This window comes from Aeromonas ichthyocola, from assembly GCF_046087985.1.
Taxonomy (GTDB): Bacteria; Pseudomonadota; Gammaproteobacteria; order Enterobacterales; family Aeromonadaceae; genus Aeromonas; species Aeromonas rivipollensis.
Genome location: NZ_JBJSWH010000004.1, coordinates 294,190 through 314,081, shown reverse-complemented (window position 1 = coordinate 314,081; position 19,892 = coordinate 294,190). Strand labels below are relative to the sequence as shown.

At 63.1% G+C, this 19,892-nt stretch carries 14 protein-coding genes and 6 pseudogenes; 11 read left to right on the top strand and 9 right to left on the bottom strand.

Annotated features, from left to right (window positions below; all coding sequences use genetic code 11):
• From exeE to exeC, 3 genes and pseudogenes are all read right to left on the bottom strand, one after another.
• Window positions 1-1,506 carry a GspE family T2SS ATPase variant ExeE gene (gene exeE / locus ACF2JD_RS13965; RefSeq protein WP_025328344.1) on the bottom strand — a complete coding sequence of 502 codons (1,506 nt, stop codon included), beginning with the start codon at window positions 1,504-1,506 and terminating at the stop codon, window positions 1-3.
• Window positions 1,507-1,554: 48 nt separating this feature from the next.
• A pseudogene (gene gspD, locus ACF2JD_RS13960) lies at window positions 1,555-3,567 on the bottom strand (type II secretion system secretin GspD); the annotation flags it as partial.
• Window positions 3,568-3,588: 21 nt separating this feature from the next.
• A complete protein-coding gene (gene exeC / locus ACF2JD_RS13955) occupies window positions 3,589-4,440 on the bottom strand; it encodes a GspC family type II secretion system variant ExeC (protein WP_440987629.1) in 852 nt (283 codons plus the stop codon).
• Window positions 4,441-4,657: 217 nt separating this feature from the next.
• Here exeC and hslR point away from each other — a divergent pair, with 217 nt between their 5' ends.
• From hslR to ACF2JD_RS13920, 7 genes are all read left to right on the top strand, one after another.
• Window positions 4,658-5,056 (top strand): ribosome-associated heat shock protein Hsp15, encoded by a 399-nt coding sequence (hslR, locus tag ACF2JD_RS13950; RefSeq protein WP_139745297.1) that lies wholly within the window; start codon window positions 4,658-4,660, stop codon window positions 5,054-5,056.
• A gap of 105 nt (window positions 5,057-5,161) precedes the next feature.
• Window positions 5,162-6,046 carry an Hsp33 family molecular chaperone HslO gene (gene hslO, locus ACF2JD_RS13945; protein WP_163147136.1) on the top strand — a complete coding sequence of 295 codons (885 nt, stop codon included), beginning with the start codon at window positions 5,162-5,164 and terminating at the stop codon, window positions 6,044-6,046.
• A gap of 149 nt (window positions 6,047-6,195) precedes the next feature.
• A complete protein-coding gene (gene pckA, locus ACF2JD_RS13940; RefSeq protein WP_106885740.1) occupies window positions 6,196-7,821 on the top strand; it encodes a phosphoenolpyruvate carboxykinase (ATP) in 1,626 nt (541 codons plus the stop codon).
• A 173-nt stretch (window positions 7,822-7,994) separates the two neighbouring features.
• Window positions 7,995-8,660 (top strand): GntR family transcriptional regulator, encoded by a 666-nt coding sequence (locus ACF2JD_RS13935; RefSeq protein ID WP_106885739.1) that lies wholly within the window; start codon window positions 7,995-7,997, stop codon window positions 8,658-8,660.
• Window positions 8,661-8,693: 33 nt separating this feature from the next.
• A complete protein-coding gene (locus ACF2JD_RS13930; protein ID WP_440987628.1) occupies window positions 8,694-10,496 on the top strand; it encodes a M24 family metallopeptidase in 1,803 nt (600 codons plus the stop codon).
• Window positions 10,497-10,707: 211 nt separating this feature from the next.
• Window positions 10,708-11,160, top strand: coding sequence for a GNAT family N-acetyltransferase (locus ACF2JD_RS13925; RefSeq protein WP_289985470.1), 453 nt, complete (start codon window positions 10,708-10,710; stop codon window positions 11,158-11,160).
• Between the two features lie 130 nt (window positions 11,161-11,290).
• Window positions 11,291-11,761: an outer membrane lipoprotein gene (locus ACF2JD_RS13920; RefSeq protein WP_106885736.1), complete on the top strand. Its 471-nt coding sequence runs from the start codon at window positions 11,291-11,293 to the stop codon at window positions 11,759-11,761.
• Between the two features lie 80 nt (window positions 11,762-11,841).
• On the opposite strand, the gene ACF2JD_RS13915 is transcribed toward ACF2JD_RS13920, so the two are convergent.
• Complete coding sequence (locus ACF2JD_RS13915) at window positions 11,842-12,786, bottom strand: CYTH domain-containing protein (RefSeq protein WP_440987627.1); 945 nt, start codon at window positions 12,784-12,786, stop codon at window positions 11,842-11,844.
• Window positions 12,787-12,955: 169 nt separating this feature from the next.
• Between ACF2JD_RS13915 and ACF2JD_RS13910 the strand changes: the two genes are divergently transcribed.
• The 3 genes and pseudogenes from ACF2JD_RS13910 to ACF2JD_RS13900 form a co-directional block, all read left to right on the top strand.
• On the top strand, window positions 12,956-13,636 hold the full coding sequence (locus ACF2JD_RS13910) for a TIGR00153 family protein (RefSeq protein ID WP_025328355.1): 681 nt from the start codon (window positions 12,956-12,958) through the stop codon (window positions 13,634-13,636).
• A gap of 25 nt (window positions 13,637-13,661) precedes the next feature.
• Window positions 13,662-14,927 (top strand): inorganic phosphate transporter, encoded by a 1,266-nt coding sequence (locus tag ACF2JD_RS13905; protein ID WP_106885734.1) that lies wholly within the window; start codon window positions 13,662-13,664, stop codon window positions 14,925-14,927.
• A 113-nt stretch (window positions 14,928-15,040) separates the two neighbouring features.
• A pseudogene (locus ACF2JD_RS13900) lies at window positions 15,041-15,163 on the top strand (YbaK/EbsC family protein); the annotation flags it as partial.
• A 382-nt stretch (window positions 15,164-15,545) separates the two neighbouring features.
• Here the strand turns inward: ACF2JD_RS13900 and ACF2JD_RS13895 are convergent.
• From ACF2JD_RS13895 to ACF2JD_RS13875, 5 genes and pseudogenes are all read right to left on the bottom strand, one after another.
• Complete coding sequence (locus tag ACF2JD_RS13895) at window positions 15,546-15,713, bottom strand: hypothetical protein (protein WP_440987626.1); 168 nt, start codon at window positions 15,711-15,713, stop codon at window positions 15,546-15,548.
• Between the two features lie 288 nt (window positions 15,714-16,001).
• On the bottom strand, window positions 16,002-16,601 hold the full coding sequence (locus tag ACF2JD_RS13890; RefSeq protein WP_440987625.1) for a YbiU family protein: 600 nt from the start codon (window positions 16,599-16,601) through the stop codon (window positions 16,002-16,004).
• 179 nt (window positions 16,602-16,780) lie between these two features.
• Window positions 16,781-17,453: pseudogene (locus ACF2JD_RS13885) on the bottom strand (GNAT family N-acetyltransferase); the annotation flags it as partial.
• Window positions 17,443-17,876: pseudogene (locus ACF2JD_RS13880) on the bottom strand (rhodanese-like domain-containing protein). The pseudogenes ACF2JD_RS13885 and ACF2JD_RS13880, both read right to left, overlap by 11 nt.
• Before the next feature lie 17 nt (window positions 17,877-17,893).
• Window positions 17,894-18,353: pseudogene (locus ACF2JD_RS13875) on the bottom strand (OsmC family protein).
• A gap of 122 nt (window positions 18,354-18,475) precedes the next feature.
• Here ACF2JD_RS13875 and pdxR point away from each other — a divergent pair.
• A pseudogene (gene pdxR, locus ACF2JD_RS13870) lies at window positions 18,476-19,886 on the top strand (MocR-like pyridoxine biosynthesis transcription factor PdxR); the annotation flags it as partial.
• Between the last annotated feature and the right edge of the window lie 6 nt (window positions 19,887-19,892).

Here is a 19,892-nt window from a genome sequence, read left to right as displayed (position 1 = left end):
TTAGTCTTCCCGGGTCACGCGCAGCACCTCTTCGAGGCTGGTCTGCCCCTGGAGCACCTTGTCGATGCCGTCGCGGCGTATGCTGGGGGTATGGCCCCGGATCAGGCGCTCGATGGCGAGTTCGCCGCTGGCACTGTGAATCGCCTCGCGCACCGCCTCGTCGATCACCACCAGCTCGTGGATGCCGGTCCGGCCGCGATAGCCGGTGTGGTTGCACTGCTCGCAGCCTACCGGGCGCCACATCTGCTGATCCGGCGCCAGCTCTATGCCCATGGCGATCCGCTCCTGCTCCGAGATGGGATGCGGGGCACGGCAATCCGGGCAGAGGGTGCGCACCAGCCGCTGGGCCAGCACTGCCAGCAAGGATGAGGAGAGCAGGAAGGGCTCTATCCCCATGTCCCGCATCCGGGTGATGGCGCCGATGGCGGTGTTGGTGTGCAGGGTCGACATCACCAGGTGACCGGTGAGGGACGCCTGCACCGCGATCTGGGCGGTTTCGAGGTCACGGATTTCACCCACCATCACCACATCCGGATCCTGACGCAGTATGGCGCGCAGGCCCCGGGCGAAGGTCATGTCGACCTTGGTGTTGACCTGGGTCTGGCCGACCCCTTCCAGGTCATATTCGATGGGGTCTTCCACCGTGAGGATGTTGCGATCCCGGGAGTTGATCTCGGAGAGCGCCGCATAGAGGGTGGTGGACTTGCCCGAACCGGTCGGGCCCGTCACCAGTATGATGCCGTGGGGCTTGCGGATGAGCTCGCTGATGATGTTGCGATTGGCCAGCGTCATGCCGAGCTGCTTGAGCTCGAGGCGCACGTTGTTCTTGTCGAGCAGACGCAGCACCACCCGCTCGCCGTAGCTGGACGGCATGGTGGAGACCCGCACGTCGACGGCGCGGCCGCCGATGCGCAATGAGATGCGGCCATCCTGGGGCACCCGCTTCTCGGCGATGTCCATGCGGGACATGACCTTGATGCGCGACACCAGCAAAGAGGCGAGCTTGCGATGGGGGCGCAGTATCTCCCGCAGCACCCCATCGATACGGAAGCGGATGACCAGGGCCCGCTCGAAGGTCTCGATGTGGATGTCGGAGGCCTCTTCCTTGATCGCCTCGCTCAGCATGGCGTTGATGAGGCGGATGATGGGGGCATCGTCGTCGGCGTCCAGCAGATCCTCGCTCTGGGGCAGCTCTTCGGCCAGGGCGAAGAAGTCCATCTCGTTGCCGAGATCCTCCATCAGCTGGCGCGCCTCGGAGGAGTCGCGCTGATAGTGGGCCATCAAGAGCGTCTCGAACTCGTCATGACCCAGCTGCTCCACCGCGAAGGCGCAGCCCGCCACCCGACGCACCTCCAGCAGGGTCTGCGGTGTCACCCCCTGACGGCAGAGCAGCACGGGAGCGCCCTGACGTTCGGTCAGGATCACCCCGAAGTTGCGGGCGAAGGCAAATGGCAGCTCGGGCAGTGCCGCCGGTTGCGCGACCCCGTCCAGTGAGTAGCTTGCCATCAGGGTTGACCCTGCACGGAAGGGTTGCCCCTGCACCTGGGTTCTGGCCCCGGTGGCGGTGGACTGCTGCTGGGCCCTCATCAGGTCAATCTGCTTTTGCACCTCGGGGGAGAGCATCACGTCCTGACCATAGGCTGGCAGCACCTGGCGGGGGGGCGAGGTGGCATAACCCTCCTCGGCGGCCCGATCCAGCTGCTCGGCACGGAACAGGGTGTACTTGTTGCTGGAGACCCCGGAATAGACGTTGGCATCGCGCAATATGGTCGGCCGGATAAAGACCATCAGGTTGCGCTTGGCCGTAGTGTTGGAGGTGGAGCGGAACAGGTAGCCCAGTACCGGGATGTCGCCGAGCAGCGGCACCTTGGAGACCTTCTCCTTGGTCTGCTCGTCCATCAGGCCGCCCAGCACCACTGTCTCGCCACTCTTGACCAGCACGGCGTTCTTGACGGTACGGGTGTCGAAGGTGGGGCCCAGGTTGGCAGTACCGGCCGCCTGGGTCTGGGCCACGCTGGAGACTTCCTGCTCTATGTTGAGCAGCACAGAGTCCCCTTCGTTGATCTGGGGCGTCACCACCAGCTTGGTACCCACCGTCTTGCGCTCTATGGTGTTGAACACCTGATCGCTGGTGGTGGAGCTCTGGGAGCCACTCTGCACCGGCACTTCCTGGCCGACGTTGAAGGAGGCTTCCTTGTTGTCCATGGTGACTATGCTCGGGGTCGAGAGGATGTCGTTCTTCTTGGTGTTGGTGGAGAGCGCCGTCACCAGCATGGCCCAGTCCCCCTTGTAGAAACCGGCCGCCATGCCGCTGAAGCTGCCCAGCAGGTTCTCGAGCCCCTCGGTGTTGCCGTTGTCCTTGTAATCCTTGCCCGCGATGATGGCCGGCCCGATCGGCAGACCGGTATCGGTAAACTGGGTGCCGCCGCCGTTGGCATTGCCCCACTGCACCCCGAGGTTGAGGCCGTCGCCATCCTGGATCTCGACGATGATCGCCTCCACCAGTACCTGGGCGCGGCGGATGTCGAGCTTGGCGATGACCTGCTCCAGCTCGGCCATGACGTCAGGCTGGGCGGTGATCACCAGGGCATTGGTGGTCTCGTCGGCGGAGATGGCGAGCTGGCCACCCCCTATGCTGGCACCACCGCCGGTGGCCGCGGTGCCGGTACCACCCTTCTTGTCGGCCGCTATGCTGGTGCTGACGCCCTTGAGCACGTCCACCAGATCCTTGGCCTTGCCATATTTGAGGTAGAAGACCCGGGTGTTGCCCTGGCTCTGCAGATCCCGGTCGAGCTGGCGCACCATCTGAATGATGCGGGCACGGGCCTGGGGTTCACCGCTGATCACCACGGAATTGGTGCGTTCGTCGGCGACCACCTTGGGGGAGAGCAGCAGGGAGGCGTTGGCCCCCTGATTGCTGCCATCCTTGTTGAGGTTGGTCACCAGTCGCACCATCTCGCCGGCGGAGGCGAACTTCAGCTTGATGACGTCCATATCCTGATCACCCGCCTTGTCGACTCGGCGCACCACCTCGACCAGACGATTCACCACGGCCGCGCGGCCTGTAATGAGCAGCACGTTGGAGGGCTCATAATGCACCACGTTGCCGCCACCGGCATTGTCGTTGAGCTGGCGCAGCAGAGGCGCGAGTTCCCGTACCGAGACGTTGCGCACCGGCACCACCCGGGTCACCATCTCGTCACCCACGCCGGGGTTGCTGTCATCCACCACAGGGATGGCCGAGGTCTTGGCATCCTTGGAGCGCACCACCTTGAGCACGCCGTTGTTCATGGGCACCACGGCGAAGCCATAGACGTCGAGCACGCTCAGGAAGAACTGGTAGTACTGATCCTCATTGAGCAGATCGTAACTGCGGACGTTGATCTTGCCGCGCACCGAGGGCTCTATGATGATGGTCTTGTTCAGGTTCTTGCCGACCGTGTTGATGAACTCTTCGATGTCGGCATTCTTGAAACTGGCGGAATACTCGGTGGCCCAGGCAGAGCCAGCCATCATCAAGGCTGCCGCCACAGTGGCCAGACGCCAGCCCTTCCCTTTATTTATCATTCTTGGTGCTACTCCAATTCATTATTCTGACAAGCCGACATAGACGTCGTAGAGCTGTCCTTGCCGCTCGACGGTGACGGTCATTTCCGTGGCGCCCGCCACTTGCTGCATCGCCTGCATGGCCTGTGCGTTGTCCCGCAGATCCAGACCATTGATGCTGACCGCCAGATCGTTGGCGACCAGTCCGAGTTGATTGAACACTTCAGGATTGCTGCCCGGATTGAGGCGATAGCCGACCATGCGACCATCCACCCGGACCGGAGAAATATTGAGATAATCGGTGATCTTGCCAGGATTGCTCATCAATTCGCTGCGAACGGAGGAGAGCTCGGCCCCCTGTCGCGTCACCTTGGGCAGCGGCTTGCCGTACTCTTCCCCATCCAGCATCAGGGTCTCGTCACGGCCGTCCCGGGTTATGATGACCCTGTCGGCAAACACCTGACGGATCCTGGCCTGGGTGCCGTCGATGTAGTCCCCTATGCCATAGGAGTTCTGCAGGCCGTTGTGGGCGATGATGGCGATGGACTTGCTGGGTTCTGTACTGGCCAGCACCCCGTTGAGCTGGGCATTGAGCTGGGTCTTGGGGGCATCGATCAGGGCCGCCTGGGCCACCTTGTCGGCCTGCGGCTGCGGCGCCTTGCCAAACAGGGAGAGACGGCTGAGGTTGCCAAGATCGAGGCGGGCAGGTCCGGCGCCCTGGCCCGGAGTGACCGCTGGCTGCCAGGGCAGCGGCCGGGGGGATTGGGTGAGATCGAACAGACGCCAGGTGAGCACGGCGCACTGCTGGGCCAGCAACAGCAGCAGCAGCCAGAACAGAGGCTGGCTGAAACGGGAGAGTGGCACTGACTTGCAACGAGCCAGAAGGGAGCTCAACAAGTCATCCCTGAACGGTAGCGTCATCTTTATCAAAATATTCTGGCATCCAAATCGGTTGGCTATTGTGTACGGCAATGGACCCAGAGACAACCGACCGGATGGGATGAAGCTGTGAAAATTCAGATTCCGTCACACCCCGCTTCCCCCTGTTTCTATCCCGGGCCCTGCCTCTGGTATAATCAGGCTCCCTTTTCAGCCATCCCGGAGCCGATCCATGTCGAATCCAGCACAAAGCAGCACTCAGGTCCGCCTCGACAAGTGGCTGTGGGCGGCACGCTTCTACAAGACCCGCAGCCTGGCGCGGGATCAGATCGACGGCGGCAAGGTGCACTACAACGGCCAGCGCAGCAAACCGGGCAAGGCCGTCGAGGTCGGCGCCCTCGTCCGTTTCTGGCAGGGCCAGGACGAACGGGAGGTGCGGGTGCTCGAGGTGAGCGAGCAGCGCAAGGCCGCCCCCCTGGCCCAGCTGCTCTATGAAGAGACCGAGGAAAGTCTGAAGAAGCGGGCCCAGAACAGCGAGGCGAGACGCTTCAACAGCCAGTTCGCCCCAAGCCCGGAGCGCCGCCCCGACAAGCAGGAGCGACGCCAGCTGATCAAGGTCAAGCAATACTGACTCGCCCTTGTGGCCCCTTTATGACGACAGGAGCGGGAATTAGTTCCTAACCACCTGTTTAACAATGTATTTATCTTTTCCCCCAGAAAACCCTAGGAAAGCATGATGAGTAACCAAGATCTCCTGTATCGCTATCTGTTCGAAGAGTACGAAGTCCGGGGGGAGCTGGTCCAGCTGGATAGTACCTATCGTCACATCGTCGATGCCCAGAACTACCCGGTCCAGGTACAGAAACTGCTGGGTGAACTGCTGGTCGCCACCAGCCTGCTGACAGCCACCCTCAAGTTCGAAGGCTCCATCACAGTGCAGCTGCAAGGGGACGGCCCGGTGCGTCTGGCGGTGATCAACGGCGATCACAACCAGCAACTGCGCGGCGTGGCCCGCTATGAAGGGGAGCTGCCGACCGACGACAAGCTGCAGAGCCTGGTAGGCAACGGCCAGCTGGTGATCACCATCACCCCTGAAGAGGGCGAGCGCTATCAGGGCATCATAGCCCTCGAGGCCGACACCCTGGCGACCTGCCTCGAGCAGTACTTCGCCCAGTCCGAGCAACTCGCCACCCGGCTCTGGATCCGCACCGGCCACCACGAGGGCCAGCCCCGCGCTGCCGGCATACTGCTGCAGGAGCTGCCCGCCCGGAGCGAGGATCACGGCGCCGACTTCGACCACCTGATCCAGCTCACCAGCACCATCAAGGATGAAGAGCTGTTCGGTCTGGAGGCCGAAGAGATCCTCTACCGCCTCTACCATCAGGACAAGGTACGGGTGTTCGATCCCCAGGCGATCGAGTTCCGTTGCACCTGCTCCCGCGCTCGCTGCGAAGGGGCTCTGCTGCAGATAGAGAAGGAGGAAGCGGTGGCCATGGTGCAGGAGCTCGGCAAGATCGACATGCACTGCGATTACTGCGGCGCTCACTACCAATTTGATGGAATAGACATCGAAACCCTGTTCAGCGGGGCTCCCGGTAATGATGCAAACAAGTTACACTAAATAAAGGCGGGCAAAACCCGCCTTTAACTTAAATAACAAAAAAATACCCTATTTTATAAAGTTTGATGGCGATCGCTAAAAACTACCACCTAGGTAGTAGTATGGACGCCAGATAGAACCCTACACACCTCTGAACCCAGGAGAACATAATGACTATCGTGGTAGAACCCGCCCTGGCACAACAACTGAAACTGGACCAGTACGGTATCAAAAACAGCCAGGAAATCGTTCGCAACCCCTCCTATGAGCAGCTTTTCGCAGAAGAGACCCGCCCAGACCTGGAAGGATTCGAACGTGGCGTCGTTACCGAACTCGGCGCCGTCAATGTCAACACCGGCATCTTCACCGGTCGTTCCCCGAAAGATAAATATATCGTCAAGGACGGCACCACCCAGGATACTGTGTGGTGGTCTGACCAGGGCAAGAACGATAACAAGGCAATCACCCCGGAAGTGTGGTCAGATCTGAAATCCCTGGTGACCAAACAGCTCTCCGGCAAGCGCCTGTTCGTGGTGGATGGCTACTGCGGCGCCAACCCGGACACCCGCCTGGCGGTGCGCATCATCACAGAGGTGGCCTGGCAGGCGCACTTCGTGAAGAACATGTTCATCCGCCCGAGCGAGGAAGAGCTCAAGACCTTCAAGCCGGACTTCGTGGTGATGAACGGTGCCAAGTGCACCAACCCGAACTGGAAGGAGCAGGGTCTCAACTCCGAGAACTTCGTCGCCTTCAACATGACAGAGAAGATGCAGCTCATCGGTGGCACCTGGTACGGTGGCGAGATGAAGAAGGGCATGTTCTCCATGATGAACTACTTCCTGCCCCTGCGCGGCATCGCCTCCATGCACTGCTCCGCCAACGTGGGCAAGGATGGGGACGTGGCCATCTTCTTCGGCCTCTCCGGTACCGGCAAGACTACCCTCTCCACCGATCCCAAGCGCCAGCTCATCGGTGACGACGAGCACGGCTGGGACGACCACGGCGTGTTCAACTTCGAAGGGGGCTGCTACGCCAAGACCATCAAGCTCTCCAAAGAGGCCGAGCCGGATATCTACAACGCCATCCGTCGCGACGCCCTGCTGGAGAACGTGACGGTCGCAGCCGACGGCACCATAGACTTCGATGATGGCTCCAAGACCGAGAACACCCGCGTCTCCTACCCCATCTATCACATCGAGAACATCGTCAAGCCGGTCTCCAAGGCGGGTCACGCCAACAAGGTGATCTTCCTGACCGCCGACGCCTTCGGGGTGCTGCCTCCGGTCGCCAAGCTGACCAAGGAGCAGACCAAGTACCACTTCCTGTCAGGCTTCACCGCCAAGCTGGCCGGTACCGAGCGCGGCATCACAGAGCCGACGCCGACCTTCTCCTCCTGCTTCGGCGCCGCCTTCCTCAGCCTGCACCCGACCAAGTACGGTCAGGAGCTAGTGAAGCGGATGGAAGCCTCAGGAGCCGAAGCCTATCTGGTCAACACCGGCTGGAACGGCACCGGCAAGCGCATCTCCATCAAGGACACCCGCGCCATCATAGATGCCATCCTGGATGGTTCCATCGAGCAGGCGCCGACCAAGGTGCTGCCTATCTTCAACCTGGAAGTGCCGACCGAGCTGCACGATGTGAACCCGGCCATCCTCGACCCGCGCGACACTTATGCCGACCAGGCGGAGTGGGACGCCAAGGCCCAGGATCTGGCCCAGCGCTTCATCAAGAACTTCGAGCGCTTCACCGACAACGACGAAGGCAAACGCCTGGTCGCTGCGGGCCCGCAGCTGTAAGCTGCGTCCCGTCCAGGTGACAACCCCATACCGGTCAGCCCAGCTGGCCGGTATTTTTTTGGCCAATACGCGGCATATGGATCCCGCCAAACCTTGCCTTGCAGGCGGTTGCGCGTTAGATTCAGCCAAACTTTATACAATATACAATTTTGCAACCTGCCCGTGACTCAAGCATGACCCTACCCTACAAGACCCGAACCCAGATGGTGATGGAGAACCTCCGCGGCCGGATATTGCGTGGGGAGTTTCCCGCCGGCGCCCCCTTGCGCCAGGACGCCATCGCCAAGGAGCTGGCGGTGAGCCGCATTCCGGTGCGGGAGGCGCTGATGCAGCTGGAGGCCCAGGGGCTGGTGAAGTTCGAGGCCCATCGCGGCGCCGTGGTCACCATGCTGGACGCCTCGGCCATCGAGGAGCTCTTTTATTTGCGGGCACTGCTGGAAGCCGATACCCTGTTCCACGCCGTCGACCTGATGACGGAGGAGACCTTCGCCAAGGCGCAAGCCATCCTGGCCCAGTTTGATCTGGCGCTGGAGTCCGGCACCCAGATCGAGCACTGGGCCGAGTTGAACCACAGTTTTCACGCCACCCTCTATCAGGCCGCCAATCGTCCCCAGGCACTGGATCTCATCGCCCAGATCAATCTGAGCTGCGATCGCTATGTGCGCTTCGAACTGCTGTTCGCCCAGGGCGGCGTGGACAAGGCCGAGCGCGAACACGCCCACCTGCTGGAGCTGTGCCGCGCCCGCCGCAAGCACGAGGCAGTGGTCCTGCTCAAGCAACATATCGAGGCGGCAGGCCAGTCGATCCGACAGATCCTGGCAAGCGGCCACAATCAGTGAACACTCACATCATCACAATCTGGCAATAACGACATGAATCATTTCGAGATTATTGAAACCCGCGTCGCCCAGGTCAGGGCCACTCTGGCCACGTTGGAACTGGACGCCTTCATCGTTCCCCACGACGACGAGCACCTGGGGGAGTACATTCCCGCCTATGCCGAACGTCTGGACTGGATCACGGGTTTCAACGGCTCCGCCGGCCTCGCCATCATACTGGCGCAGCGGGCGGCCCTGTTCGTCGACGGTCGTTATACGGTGCAGGCCCGCATGCAGGCACCGGCCGAGCTGTTTGAGTTTCTTCACTTGAACGAAGATCCCCACGTCCAGTGGCTGGCAGAACAACTGCCGTCCGGCGCCCGGGTCGGCTTCGATCCCCGCCTGCACAGCCTCGCCTGGTACCAGAGCGCCAAGCCAATCCTGGCCGAGCGCGGCATAGCGCTGGTTCGGGTCGATGAGAACCCCATCGATCTGCACTGGAGCGATCGCCCCGCCCCGACCAAGACTCCTGTCATCCTCTACAGCGAGGAGCTGGCGGGCCAGTCCAGCCAGGCCAAGCGCGAGCTGCTGGCGGCAGATCTGCGCAAGCGCGGGCTGGATGCCGTGCTGCTGACCCAGGCAGAGCCCATCAACTGGCTGCTCAACCTGCGTGGCCGCGATGTGGAGCGGCTGCCGGTGGTGCTGGGCTTTGCGGTGCTCTACGCCAACACCAGCATGGATTTCTTCGTCGACACCGACAAGATCGACTGCATCGCCTTCACCCGCCACGTGGGGCAGGATGTCTCCGTCTACCCCATCGACAAGCTGGGTGACGTGCTGCAGCGCATCGGCGAGGATCAGCAGAAGGTGCTGGCCGACCCCAACACTGCCAACGCCTGGACCCAGCTCACCATGGAAGAGGCGGGCGCCATCCTGGTGGCAGGGCAGGATCCGACCATGCTGCCCAAGGCGTGCAAGAACGCCGTGGAGCTGGCCGGCATGCAGCGCGCCCATCTGCGCGATGGCGTCGCCGTCACCCGCTTCCTCGCCTGGCTGGATCGCCTTATCGCATCCGGCGACTATCAGGAGATGGATGAGGGCACCCTGGCCGATCGCCTGGAAGCCTTCCGCCGCGAGCAGGATCACTACGTCGAGCCGAGCTTTGACACCATATCGGCGCTCGGCCCCAACGCCGCCATGTGCCACTACCGTCACACCAACGGCACCCCGCGCCCCTTCGGTCAGGACAGCATCTACCTGGTGGACTCCGGCGCCCAGTATCTGGACGGCACCACCGACATCACCCGTACCGTCAAGGTCGGTGAAGTCACCGACGAGCACAAGGCCATGTTCACCCGGGTGCTGCAGGGCCATATCGCCCTGGATCAGGCCCGCTTCCCCCGCGGCACCGCCGGCATCCAGCTCGACGTGCTGGCCCGCATGCCCCTGTGGCAGGCCGGTTACAACTACGACCATGGCACAGGCCACGGGGTCGGCCACTTCCTGAGCGTGCACGAAGGCCCCCAGCGCATCGCCCCCAAGGGCAGCCTGGTGGCCCTGCAACCGGGCATGGTGCTCTCCAACGAGCCGGGTTACTACCGCGAAGATGCCTTCGGCATCCGCTGCGAGAACCTGGTGGTGGTGACCGAGCTGGAGCAGGTGGGCGAGCTGGCGATGCTGGGCTTCGAACGGCTGACCTATGTGCCGTTCGATACCCGCCTCATCGATCGCAGCCTGCTGAGCCAGGCCGAGTTCCGCTGGATCAACGACTACCATGCCGAGGTCTACCGCCGCCTGAGCCCGCTGCTGGACGGCGAGGATCTCGCCTGGCTGGAGCAGGCGACCCGCCTCATCTGATCGCAGACAACCGAGTTTGTCCGGTGAAACAGGGCCTGCGGGCCCTGTTTTTTTGCCCTAAGAGCAGCCGATATCCCTTACCGGGCGCCGCGATCTGTTCATCTCCCCTGTCCGCCCTCCGAACCAGACCCGCTTGCATCGGCCTGACGGGCCCACTACCCTGTGCCCTCTTTTTGACTGCCCCCCGGCAGCCGCCATCACAGGAGCCCAGATGCAGCCGTCCCCCGTTTTGCGCATTGCCACCCACGCCGACATGCACGCCATCTGGCAGATAGACGCCGACGTCTTCGGGGAGGATGTCTACCCCGCCTTCTTCTTCCGTCAGGCCATGGATCTGTGGCCCGCCCTGCTGGTCGTGGCGGAACTGGAGGGCAGGCTGCTGGGTTATGCCCTGGGGGGCCTGGGTCAGGATCGGTCGCAGGGCTGGCTGCTCTCTCTGGCGGTGCGGCCCGAGGCCCGCGGCTTTGGCCTGGCCGAGCGCATGATGCTGCGAGTGGAGCAGGCACTGGCAGAGCTGCAGGTGGCGCGAGTCAGGCTGACCGTGGATCCGGCCAATCCGGCCCAGCGCCTCTACTTGCGCCTCGGCTACGCCCTGCTGGCCGAGGAGTCCGGCTATTTCGGCCCCGGGGAGGATCGCCTGCTGCTGGAAAAAGCCCTGACCTGACCCGTTTCGGGGCTGACCGCCGTTCAGGTCACATAATTGGTTACACTTTGCGGGTTTAATGCACAATCCGGTTGGCGTAGAGTGGATTGCATCAAACCGATTAACCCGATGCCCGCCCAGGAGGCCCATCATGTTGAAACGTATCGCTCTCGTTACCCTGCTGGCCGCCACTACCGCCATCACCGGCTGTGCCAACAGCGACGTCTACTCCGGCGATGTCTACACCAAGGATCGCGCCAAGCAGGTTCAGACCGTCAGCTACGGCACCATCATCTCCACCCGTCCGGTGAAGATCCAGGCCGATGAGAACTCCCTGATCGGCACCATAGGCGGCGCCGTGGTCGGTGGCCTGCTCGGCAGCACCATAGGGGGCGGTCGCGGCAGCGACATCGCCGCCGCCGGGGGTGCCATAGCAGGTGCCGCCGCGGGCAAGGCTGCCGGTGACAAGCTCAACCAGGTCGATGGCGTCGAGCTCGAGATCAAGAAAGAGAGCGGCGAGTCCATCGTCGTGGTGCAGAAGGCCAGCCCCACCTTCGTGCCCGGCGCCCGAGTCCGCATGACCCAGGGCAATGGCAGCATCAACGTGGCCGTGGTGAACTGAGCCCGGCGGGCGCTTTCCATCAGCCAACAAAAAGGTGAGCCTGGGCTCACCTTTTTTGCATTCAGTGCAAACCTGAACCCTCAAGAATCCAGGTGCAACCAGGCCGCTATGGCCAGTTGCAGGCCCACGAGATCGGCGCCGTGCAGCAGGGCCGAAAGCCGTTCTTCCCCCGCCTCTGCCAGCAAGCGCTGCTGCACCCTGAGTGCGGGCAACCAGGCAGGGGACTGCGCCAGGTTCTCGGCGGCCTCGGCCACCAGGTCACAACCCTGCAGCATCCCTTGCAGTGCCAGCGGCCGTTCCTCATCCTCGCACTCCAGCCAGAGCTGCTCGTGATGCTGCCAGAGCTGCAGGCCGAGCGTGATGCAGGCCTTGCCATCTAGCCCGCCGACATCCGGCAAGGGTTGCGCCGCCAGGGGCTTGCCGAGCCCCGCCAGCCGATAGCCGCGCTGCGCCTTGGATTGGGCCCCCAACCGGACGCCACCCAGCTCCGCCAGCCGCGCCGCCAGCCCGAACAGGGCGCGGGCGTCGCCTGACTTGAGCTCCAGCTCAAGCTCGTCGATCTCGCTGCGCCCCAGGACACCGACAATCTCCCCCCGATCCCAGGCCAGCTCTATCTGGGCCCCCTCGAAGGCGATGAGCCAGTGACGGCGCAGGAAGTCGGTGCTGAACTGGGCCACCAGACTGGACTGGATCTCGTCGCGCACGGCCAGACTCGGCCAGATGGCATCAGGGAAGGCGGACAGGGTCGGCAGATCCCCGCTCACCGGGGCATTGTATTCGGGTCTGGCGTGCAGCCCGCCAACCACCTGGCCACGGCATTTAATCGTCTGCTCGGAAAAATGGTCGCTGCGGCGGATCCGCAATCCCATGTCGAGCCGACGCAAATCCAGCTTGGGCGTATCGAAATAGACATTGCCGAGCCTGACCTGCTCAGAGGAGATAATTTCAAGTGAATTCAGAAAGTTGGAGAGAGATTCTTGAATATTGCTGGTGACGAAAAACTTTATCTCGATCTCAGTTTGCATAGTCATTCCGGGCAGGCAGGCAACTTTGGGGGGCATGATCCGGGTCGCGAGGATATAATGCCAGCGATAGATAAGGATTAATTCACGGTTTTATTGATGGCACAGTTCGGTTATCCTGCGCCCCTCATAAAATCGTATCGAGTGTTTTTTCACCGACACAGGTTTGGCCATGCCAGTAAATACTATTTTGGGTCTTTTTGCCAAGTCCCCCATCAAGCCGCTGCAGAAGCATATCGTCAAGGTTCACCAGTGCTCCCAGCAATTGGTTCCCTTCTTTGATGCCGTTGCCGAAGACCGTTGGGAAGATGCCGAGAAAATCCGGCAACAGATAGCCCAGCTGGAAAAAGAAGCGGACATTCTCAAACGCGAAATTCGCCTCAAACTGCCTCGCGGTCTGTTTCTGCCGGTCGCCCGTACCGATCTGCTGGAACTGCTGACGCAACAGGACAAGATTGCCAACCGTGCCAAGGATATTTCCGGCCGCATGCTTGGCCGCAAAATGGAATTCCCCACCGAGATGCGTGCCGATTTCATGGCCTATCTCAAACGTTGTATCGATGCGACCGCCCAAGCCGAAAAAGCCATCGGAGAACTCGATGAGCTGCTCGAAACCGGCTTTAAAGGACGTGAAGTTGAAATGGTTGCCGAGATGATCCACCAGCTGGATCTCATCGAGGACGATACTGACACCATGCAGATCGGGCTGCGCCAACAGCTGCAAGCCGTTGAGCACAAATACAATCCGATCGACGTTATGTTCCTCTACAAGATCCTCGAATGGGTAGGTGACCTGGCTGATCAGGCCGAGCGCGTTGGCGCCCGTCTGGAACTGATGCTGGCTCGTTCGTAATCGACTGACTGGGTAAACACTACTAATGGACATTATCGCAAATTACGGCACCACCCTGGTGCTCGTGGCGGCCTTGTTCGGCTTTTTGATGGCCTGGGGCATAGGTGCGAACGACGTCGCCAACGCCATGGGCACATCGGTCGGCACCAAGTCTCTGACCATACGTCAGGCGATCATCATCGCCATGATCTTCGAGTTCGCCGGTGCCTATCTGGCCGGTGGCGAAGTCACGGCGACCATCCGCAACGGCATCATAGATACCAATGCCTTCACCGATACCCCGGATCTGCTGGTGCTCGGCATGATAGCCTCCCTGCTGGCAGCCGGCCTCTGGCTGATCCTGGCCTCCTACTTCGGCTGGCCCGTCTCCACCACCCACTCCATCATAGGGGCCATCGTCGGCTTCGCCGTGGTAAGTGTCGGCCCGGAAGCGGTGCAGTGGAGCAAGTTTGGCGGCATAGTCGGCTCCTGGGTGGTCACACCGGCCATCTCGGGCATCATCGCCTACTTCATGTTCATCAGCGTGCAGAAGCTCATCTTCAACACCGACAACCCGCTGGCCAACGCCAAGCGCTATGTCCCCTTCTACATGTTCCTGACCGCGCTGGTCATCTGTCTGGTGACCATCAAGAAGGGGCTGACCCACGTCGGTCTGCACCTGAGCGACGGCGAGGGCATACTGCTCTCCATCGCCATCTCGGTGACCCTCTCCATCGGTGGCTGGTTCTACATTCGCGGTCAGCAGTACAACCCGCAGGATGACAACAAGATGCACTTCGCCAACGTGGAGAAGGTGTTCGGCATCCTGATGGTGATCACCGCCTGTGCCATGGCCTTCGCCCACGGCTCCAACGACGTGGCCAACGCCATAGGCCCGCTCTCCGCCGTGGTATCCACAGTCGAGAGTGCCGGCCAGATCACCGGCAATTCTCACATCGCCTGGTGGATCCTGCCCCTTGGCGGCATAGGTATCGTCATAGGCCTGGCCACCATGGGTGAGAAGGTGATGGCCACCGTCGGCACCGGCATCACCCACCTGACCCCGAGCCGTGGCTTCGCCGCCCAGCTGGCTACCGCCGCCACTGTGGTGATCGCCTCGGGTACAGGTCTGCCCATCTCCACCACCCAGACTCTGGTCGGTGCAGTGATGGGGGTGGGTCTGGCCCGTGGCATAGCCGCCTTGAACCTGGGCGTGCTGCGCAACATAGTGGTCTCCTGGGTCATCACCCTGCCCGCCGGCGCCATCCTGGCCATCGCCATCTTCTATGTGCTGCAGGCCTGCTTCTCTTAAGCACCTCACAGCAAAAAGCCCGGGTCACTGACCCGGGCTTTTTTATGGCTATGTCCCAATTACGTGTTGCATGGGGTGCCCCAGCGCCTCATGCAAGCAATGTGGGATAGTCACTGACCGGCTACAAGGTCGGCGGCATCAGCCCGCTGGCCCAGAAGAAGCTCTTGCCCACCGTGCTCGACGACTCGGCCATGCAGTTCGACGGATGCCTGGTGAGCGGTGGCAAGCGCGGCCTCTGGTGGAGGTAGCGCGCTGACATGCTGCGCCTGATGCAGTGAATCGCGCCCCCATCGGGGAATGAAGTCGGAGCGGGCCTGCCACTGCGCAGGCCCGCCCGGCCACTCTCCTTTACGGGGGGTGCTGACGCCATGGGGTGGCCATGGTCGTTCGAATCGGCCAAGGTGAAACGCTCCTGCCAGTCGGCCTCGTAATCTTCGCGGGAAAATGGCGAGGCCCCCTGCTCCAGTGCCTGCCGCACCAGGCGGGCATAGGCCATGTTCTTCTCGCAACGGGGCGCCACCGATGTACCGTCGGCGTTGCCCCACCCTTCTGCTGCTACCACCGGCGCCACGCCGTCAATCAGTAGCAGTGCCACCAACGGCCCCGAATCCCCTGCGGTCACCGCCGGAATGGGAGGCGCTGGCCGGGAAGCAGCAGTTCCAGGTACTTGAACTCGGCGGAGCGCATTGCCGGCGCGACACCGCGCGACCATTGCTGACGAAGGCGCTGCGGCTGCAGCAGCCGCCACGACGACGCATAGGCCATCGCCTCGGGGATCGGCACCACGTGCAACAATCCCTGCCCCGGCAACATGTCAGGAGAGCGCCGTCCACCGCCTGGAAGGTACGAAATACCGAGCACTTGGTGGTGTTCTCCACGCTGTTCTCCTCAACCTCGGTGCGATGGGCCGCATCCCGGGATGGTCGGCGGCTGTCTCCCCGGAAGATGGGCGCGAGAACACCTGCTCGGGACCTGACTACAGCGACACGTGCACTGCGTAAAGCTTCCGTGGTATGGACACCAGCCCGCGGGAACGGTTCCGGGCAAGCGCGTGGATGCCAATGGGATAGATGCTCACGTGCAAGGTCGAAGCAGTGACCCATACGGTCGCTCGAACTGCCACAGGCGACCCGCAGGAACGACTGTACCGTCGCCATCTCGTCGCTCTGGCGTGCCTCCATCTCGGCATCGACCAGTAGATCGGGATAAATCTGGGGCGCGACGCGGCAAGGGAGCCGAAACTGTCGCCGGGACCACGATACAGCTCATCGAAACGGTTGAGATCCGGGTAGTGGGCATTATCGCGATCCAGGCCAGCGCCCGTTCCCGTGCAAAGTGCCGCAGGATCACCAGGCAGCCGCGCCGCCGTATGGCTGCACGCTTGACCTCGCCGACCTGGCCCGCCACCAGCGCCTGGTAATCCAGTTCTGGCCACACCGGCTCGCCACGGGCTCGCAACGCTTCCACCTCGGCCACCCGTGCCTCGATGCGGCGGCTGACCTCGGCAAAGACCGCCTCCACGTCGCCGAGTTGTGCGCGCAGGGCTTGTTTCATCTGACGGATGGCCGCCTTGTAATAGGCGGGCAACTGGGTATGGGTGACGCTCATCTTGCCTCCTGGATAATGGACGAAAGCCAGCAACCAGATTTCGTTCGAAATATTATGTAATTTCAAAAACAAGATACATTAAAAAAATGTTAATACGATCCTCGCCGCACCCGGGCAGTGAAGACGCAGCGAAGATGCAGTGCAGAGAGAAGCGAAGAGGAGATGGGCGGGCGAGCGAAGCGAGCGGGCGAAAGCGAACGGCGGCCATGGCGGCGCTGAAGCGCGCGAGCGGCCATGAAGGTCAGCAGGCGCTGGTGCTGGTGCCCCTGTGCATCGAAGTTGTCGGCGCGAAGACCAGCGCGAGCGGCCTTGCAGCACCACCTGGCTGTCGATCACCAAGACCAGGCGGTATCGCGCGTGCGTCCCTTGTCCACCCGGCTCTGGCGAAAGCTCCCTCGTAGCTGAAACCAAGGCGCAGCGCGCCTGCAGGAGGGCTGGTCGAAGGCATTGCACTTCCATTCGTAACGCCGATAGCCGAGGGCAAAAGCATTGGCCATCATCAGCGCCATGGGCAGAGCCGTCGCCGGCGAGGACGCTGCGAGGCGAACAGCTGAGCCCAGCCCACCTCGATGCTGCCAGCAGAGGGTCGATGCGCGAATAGCTGGCCAGCCCCAGCGGCTGTTCGCCGTCCTCGTCGAAGATGGTGTAGAACTGGGGGTCGCTTGGCGCCGCACTCTCGCAGCCAGACCAGCATGTCCGCCTCTGTTGCGTAAGGGCCCGTGGTCAGGTAGGTCCACATGGCCCCGCTGTCGGCGCTGAAGGCCTGCCACAGGCCGGGACCGTGACGCTCAGGATCCAGCGGCGCCAGCGGCAGCCCAGCCGTTGAGGGGACGACGGGGCGGGAACTCGGCGCCCCGCCAGTCGGGCAGCGGCGCGCCGACCGGCTGGCCGAACTCGTCGATGGACATCAGCAGCCACCGGCAATCCCTCCCGTTTGCAGCACGCCCGCTTCGCTACCGGTGGCGACGGCAAAGCCGTCCTGCCGCCGCCCAGTTGCAGCCCACCGATCGGCTCCTTGACCTGAAACCCCAGCGCCGACGAAGCTCAGCGCCTGGGTCGAGCCGTTGCAGCCAATGCCGTCGCAATAGCAGACATAGACCTTGTTCCGCACCAGCGCGGCCGTGGTGGCCGGGTTCATGGTAGCGTGGGGAAAGCTGATGGCGCCGGGAATGTGTCCCTCGGCGTAGTGACCGGCAGAGCGGGTGTCGATGACCACAATCCGCTCTTCGCTGGCCGGCAGATCGGCGGCCAGATCCGCCGGATCGGTGCGCAAGGCCAGCTGGGCCTCGAAGAGGCGGGCTTGTTGGCACTGGCCAACCCGCTGCTCAATGCATGACTGATCATGACGCTCCTTGTACTCAAACCCGGGTCCGGGTGGTGATGTCGGTGGTGACCGGTGATCGATCGCTGGCTGGTCATGTACCTGATGGTGCAACTGCTCCAGCGCAGCCAGCTCCGGCTGACCCCGCCGAACTGCACCAGCGGCTGCAGGGTGACCCGGGTGATGGCCTGACGACCACGGGCATTGGCTTCCATGATGCCCACCGCCTCGTCCCGGTAGCTCTCCACCGATCACCCCCGCCCTGGCCGCCAGCCAGAGGAAGGTCGACGTGTGGAGGCGATCGCCGCGACGAAGGCCTCTTCCGGGTGAAGCGTCTCGGCCACCGACCAGGGCAGCGGCACCACGTGGGGAGACGAGGAGGCGGGCACCCTGACGCCGCCGTCGAACTCCCCACCAGTGGGCCCGGCTGTAACCTTAATGACGAAGGGCTCGCTGGCCCCGCGCTGCCAGCTGATGGTGGCGCCGTATTGCGACATGCAGACTCCTTTCATTTGCGGACTCGTGAATCCCGAACCTTGGGCCTGAATGGCGCATAATGGCCTTGCCACGCCGACCAATCCCGATCTGGGCAGACCAATTCTGAGCCAGGGAGATCCCCATGCCTGCCCTGCCCACCCTGTTTGCCACCCAGCAAGCCAATGTCCGCTGCACGAACAGCTGGTCCGCACCCTGCGCTCGGCCATGCTCGCCGCCACCTGTCCCAGCACAGCAGGCTGCCCGCCAGCCGCATGCTGGCCGCCAATGTCGAGGGGGTCTCCCGCAGTACGGTGGAGCTGGCCTATGGCCGGCTGGAGGCGGAGGGCTATCTGGTGCGCAAGGTGGGGCCCGGCGGCTTCGTTGCTCTGGCTGCGGTCTCCCCGACTCCGCGCCCGCCCCAGTCGGCGGCCGGCTTGTCGCGCCGAGGTCAGGAGATGGCCGACAGCGGCGCCTGTCACGACGTGCCCGAGGTGGGCCGCTCCTGCCTCACCAGCCGGATCCCCGCCTCTTCCAGGCCCTGTGGGGCGGGTTCATGCAGCAGCAGTGGCGCCGGCACGCGGTGACTGGATGAACGCCGGGGAGCCGCAGGGGCTGGAGGCGCTGCGCGGCGCCATCAGCAGCTATCTGGTGCAGTCGCGCGGCGTGGTATGCGAGCCGGACCAATCCCTGATCCTCACCAGCTCCCAGCAGGGGATCCTGCTGGCAACCCAGCTGCTGATCGATGCCGGCGATACCGTCTGGGTCGAGATCCCGGCTACCCCGGGGCCCGCACCGCCATGGAGAGTGCCGGCGCCGGGTGCACCCGGTGCCGGTGAATGAAGGGCTCGAAACCACGGGGGAGCGCCAGGCGCCACGGCTCATCTACACCACGCCCGCCCACCAGTATCCACTCGGCGTGCCCATGAGCCTGCCGCGGCGGATGGCGCTGCTGGCCGAGGCCGAGCGGCACGGCGCCTGGATCCTGGAAGACGACTACGACGGCGAGTACAGTTGATCGACGGCCACTCCCGCCTGCAGGGGCTGGATGGTCAGGGACGGGTGCTCTACGTCAGCACCTCAGCAAGGTGTTGTTCGGCTCGCTGCGCCTCGCCTCCTCGGTACTGCCCAGGCCGCTGATCGAGTGCCTACTGTCGGGCCCGGGCCGCGGTCGACGGCCACAGCAACCAGCTGCTGCAGGCGGTGACCGCCGACTTCGTCCGCGCCGGCCACTTCGCCACCCACCTGCGCGAGCCGGCTGGTCTACCAGAGCCGCCGCGACCTGCTGCTGGCAGAGCTGGCCAGCCACTGCCCCGCCCTACGCCCCATCCACAGCGGGGCTGGCCTGCAGTGCGCCGTGCTGTTCCCCGGCGGCGAGGCGCGCTGGACGAGACCGCCAACGCACAGGGGCTGGGGCTGCGCCCCCTCGGCCAGTTCTACCTGGGCCCGCCGACGCAGGAGGGGTGGCTGCTCGGTTTTGCCTCCCTCGACAACCAGGCTCTGCGCCGTCTCTGCGCCGCCCGCTGGACAGCCTGCTGGCCGCCCCGCTGAAGGCGGCCCGT

Excerpts from the sequence above, each read along its gene's own strand:
- hslR (WP_139745297.1), top strand. The coding sequence starts at position 4,658 with ATGTCGAATCCAGCACAAAGCAGCACTCAGGTCCGCCTCGACAAGTGG.
- ACF2JD_RS13920 (WP_106885736.1), top strand. The coding sequence starts at position 11,291 with ATGTTGAAACGTATCGCTCTCGTTACCCTGCTGGCCGCCACTACCGCC.
- ACF2JD_RS13925 (WP_289985470.1), top strand. The coding sequence starts at position 10,708 with ATGCAGCCGTCCCCCGTTTTGCGCATTGCCACCCACGCCGACATGCAC.
- ACF2JD_RS13915 (WP_440987627.1), bottom strand. The coding sequence starts at position 12,786 with ATGCAAACTGAGATCGAGATAAAGTTTTTCGTCACCAGCAATATTCAA.
- ACF2JD_RS13930 (WP_440987628.1), top strand. The coding sequence starts at position 8,694 with ATGAATCATTTCGAGATTATTGAAACCCGCGTCGCCCAGGTCAGGGCC.
- ACF2JD_RS13935 (WP_106885739.1), top strand. The coding sequence starts at position 7,995 with ATGACCCTACCCTACAAGACCCGAACCCAGATGGTGATGGAGAACCTC.
- ACF2JD_RS13905 (WP_106885734.1), top strand. The coding sequence starts at position 13,662 with ATGGACATTATCGCAAATTACGGCACCACCCTGGTGCTCGTGGCGGCC.
- exeE (WP_025328344.1), bottom strand. The coding sequence starts at position 1,506 with ATGGCAAGCTACTCACTGGACGGGGTCGCGCAACCGGCGGCACTGCCC.
- ACF2JD_RS13910 (WP_025328355.1), top strand. The coding sequence starts at position 12,956 with ATGCCAGTAAATACTATTTTGGGTCTTTTTGCCAAGTCCCCCATCAAG.
- pckA (WP_106885740.1), top strand. The coding sequence starts at position 6,196 with ATGACTATCGTGGTAGAACCCGCCCTGGCACAACAACTGAAACTGGAC.
- hslO (WP_163147136.1), top strand. The coding sequence starts at position 5,162 with ATGAGTAACCAAGATCTCCTGTATCGCTATCTGTTCGAAGAGTACGAA.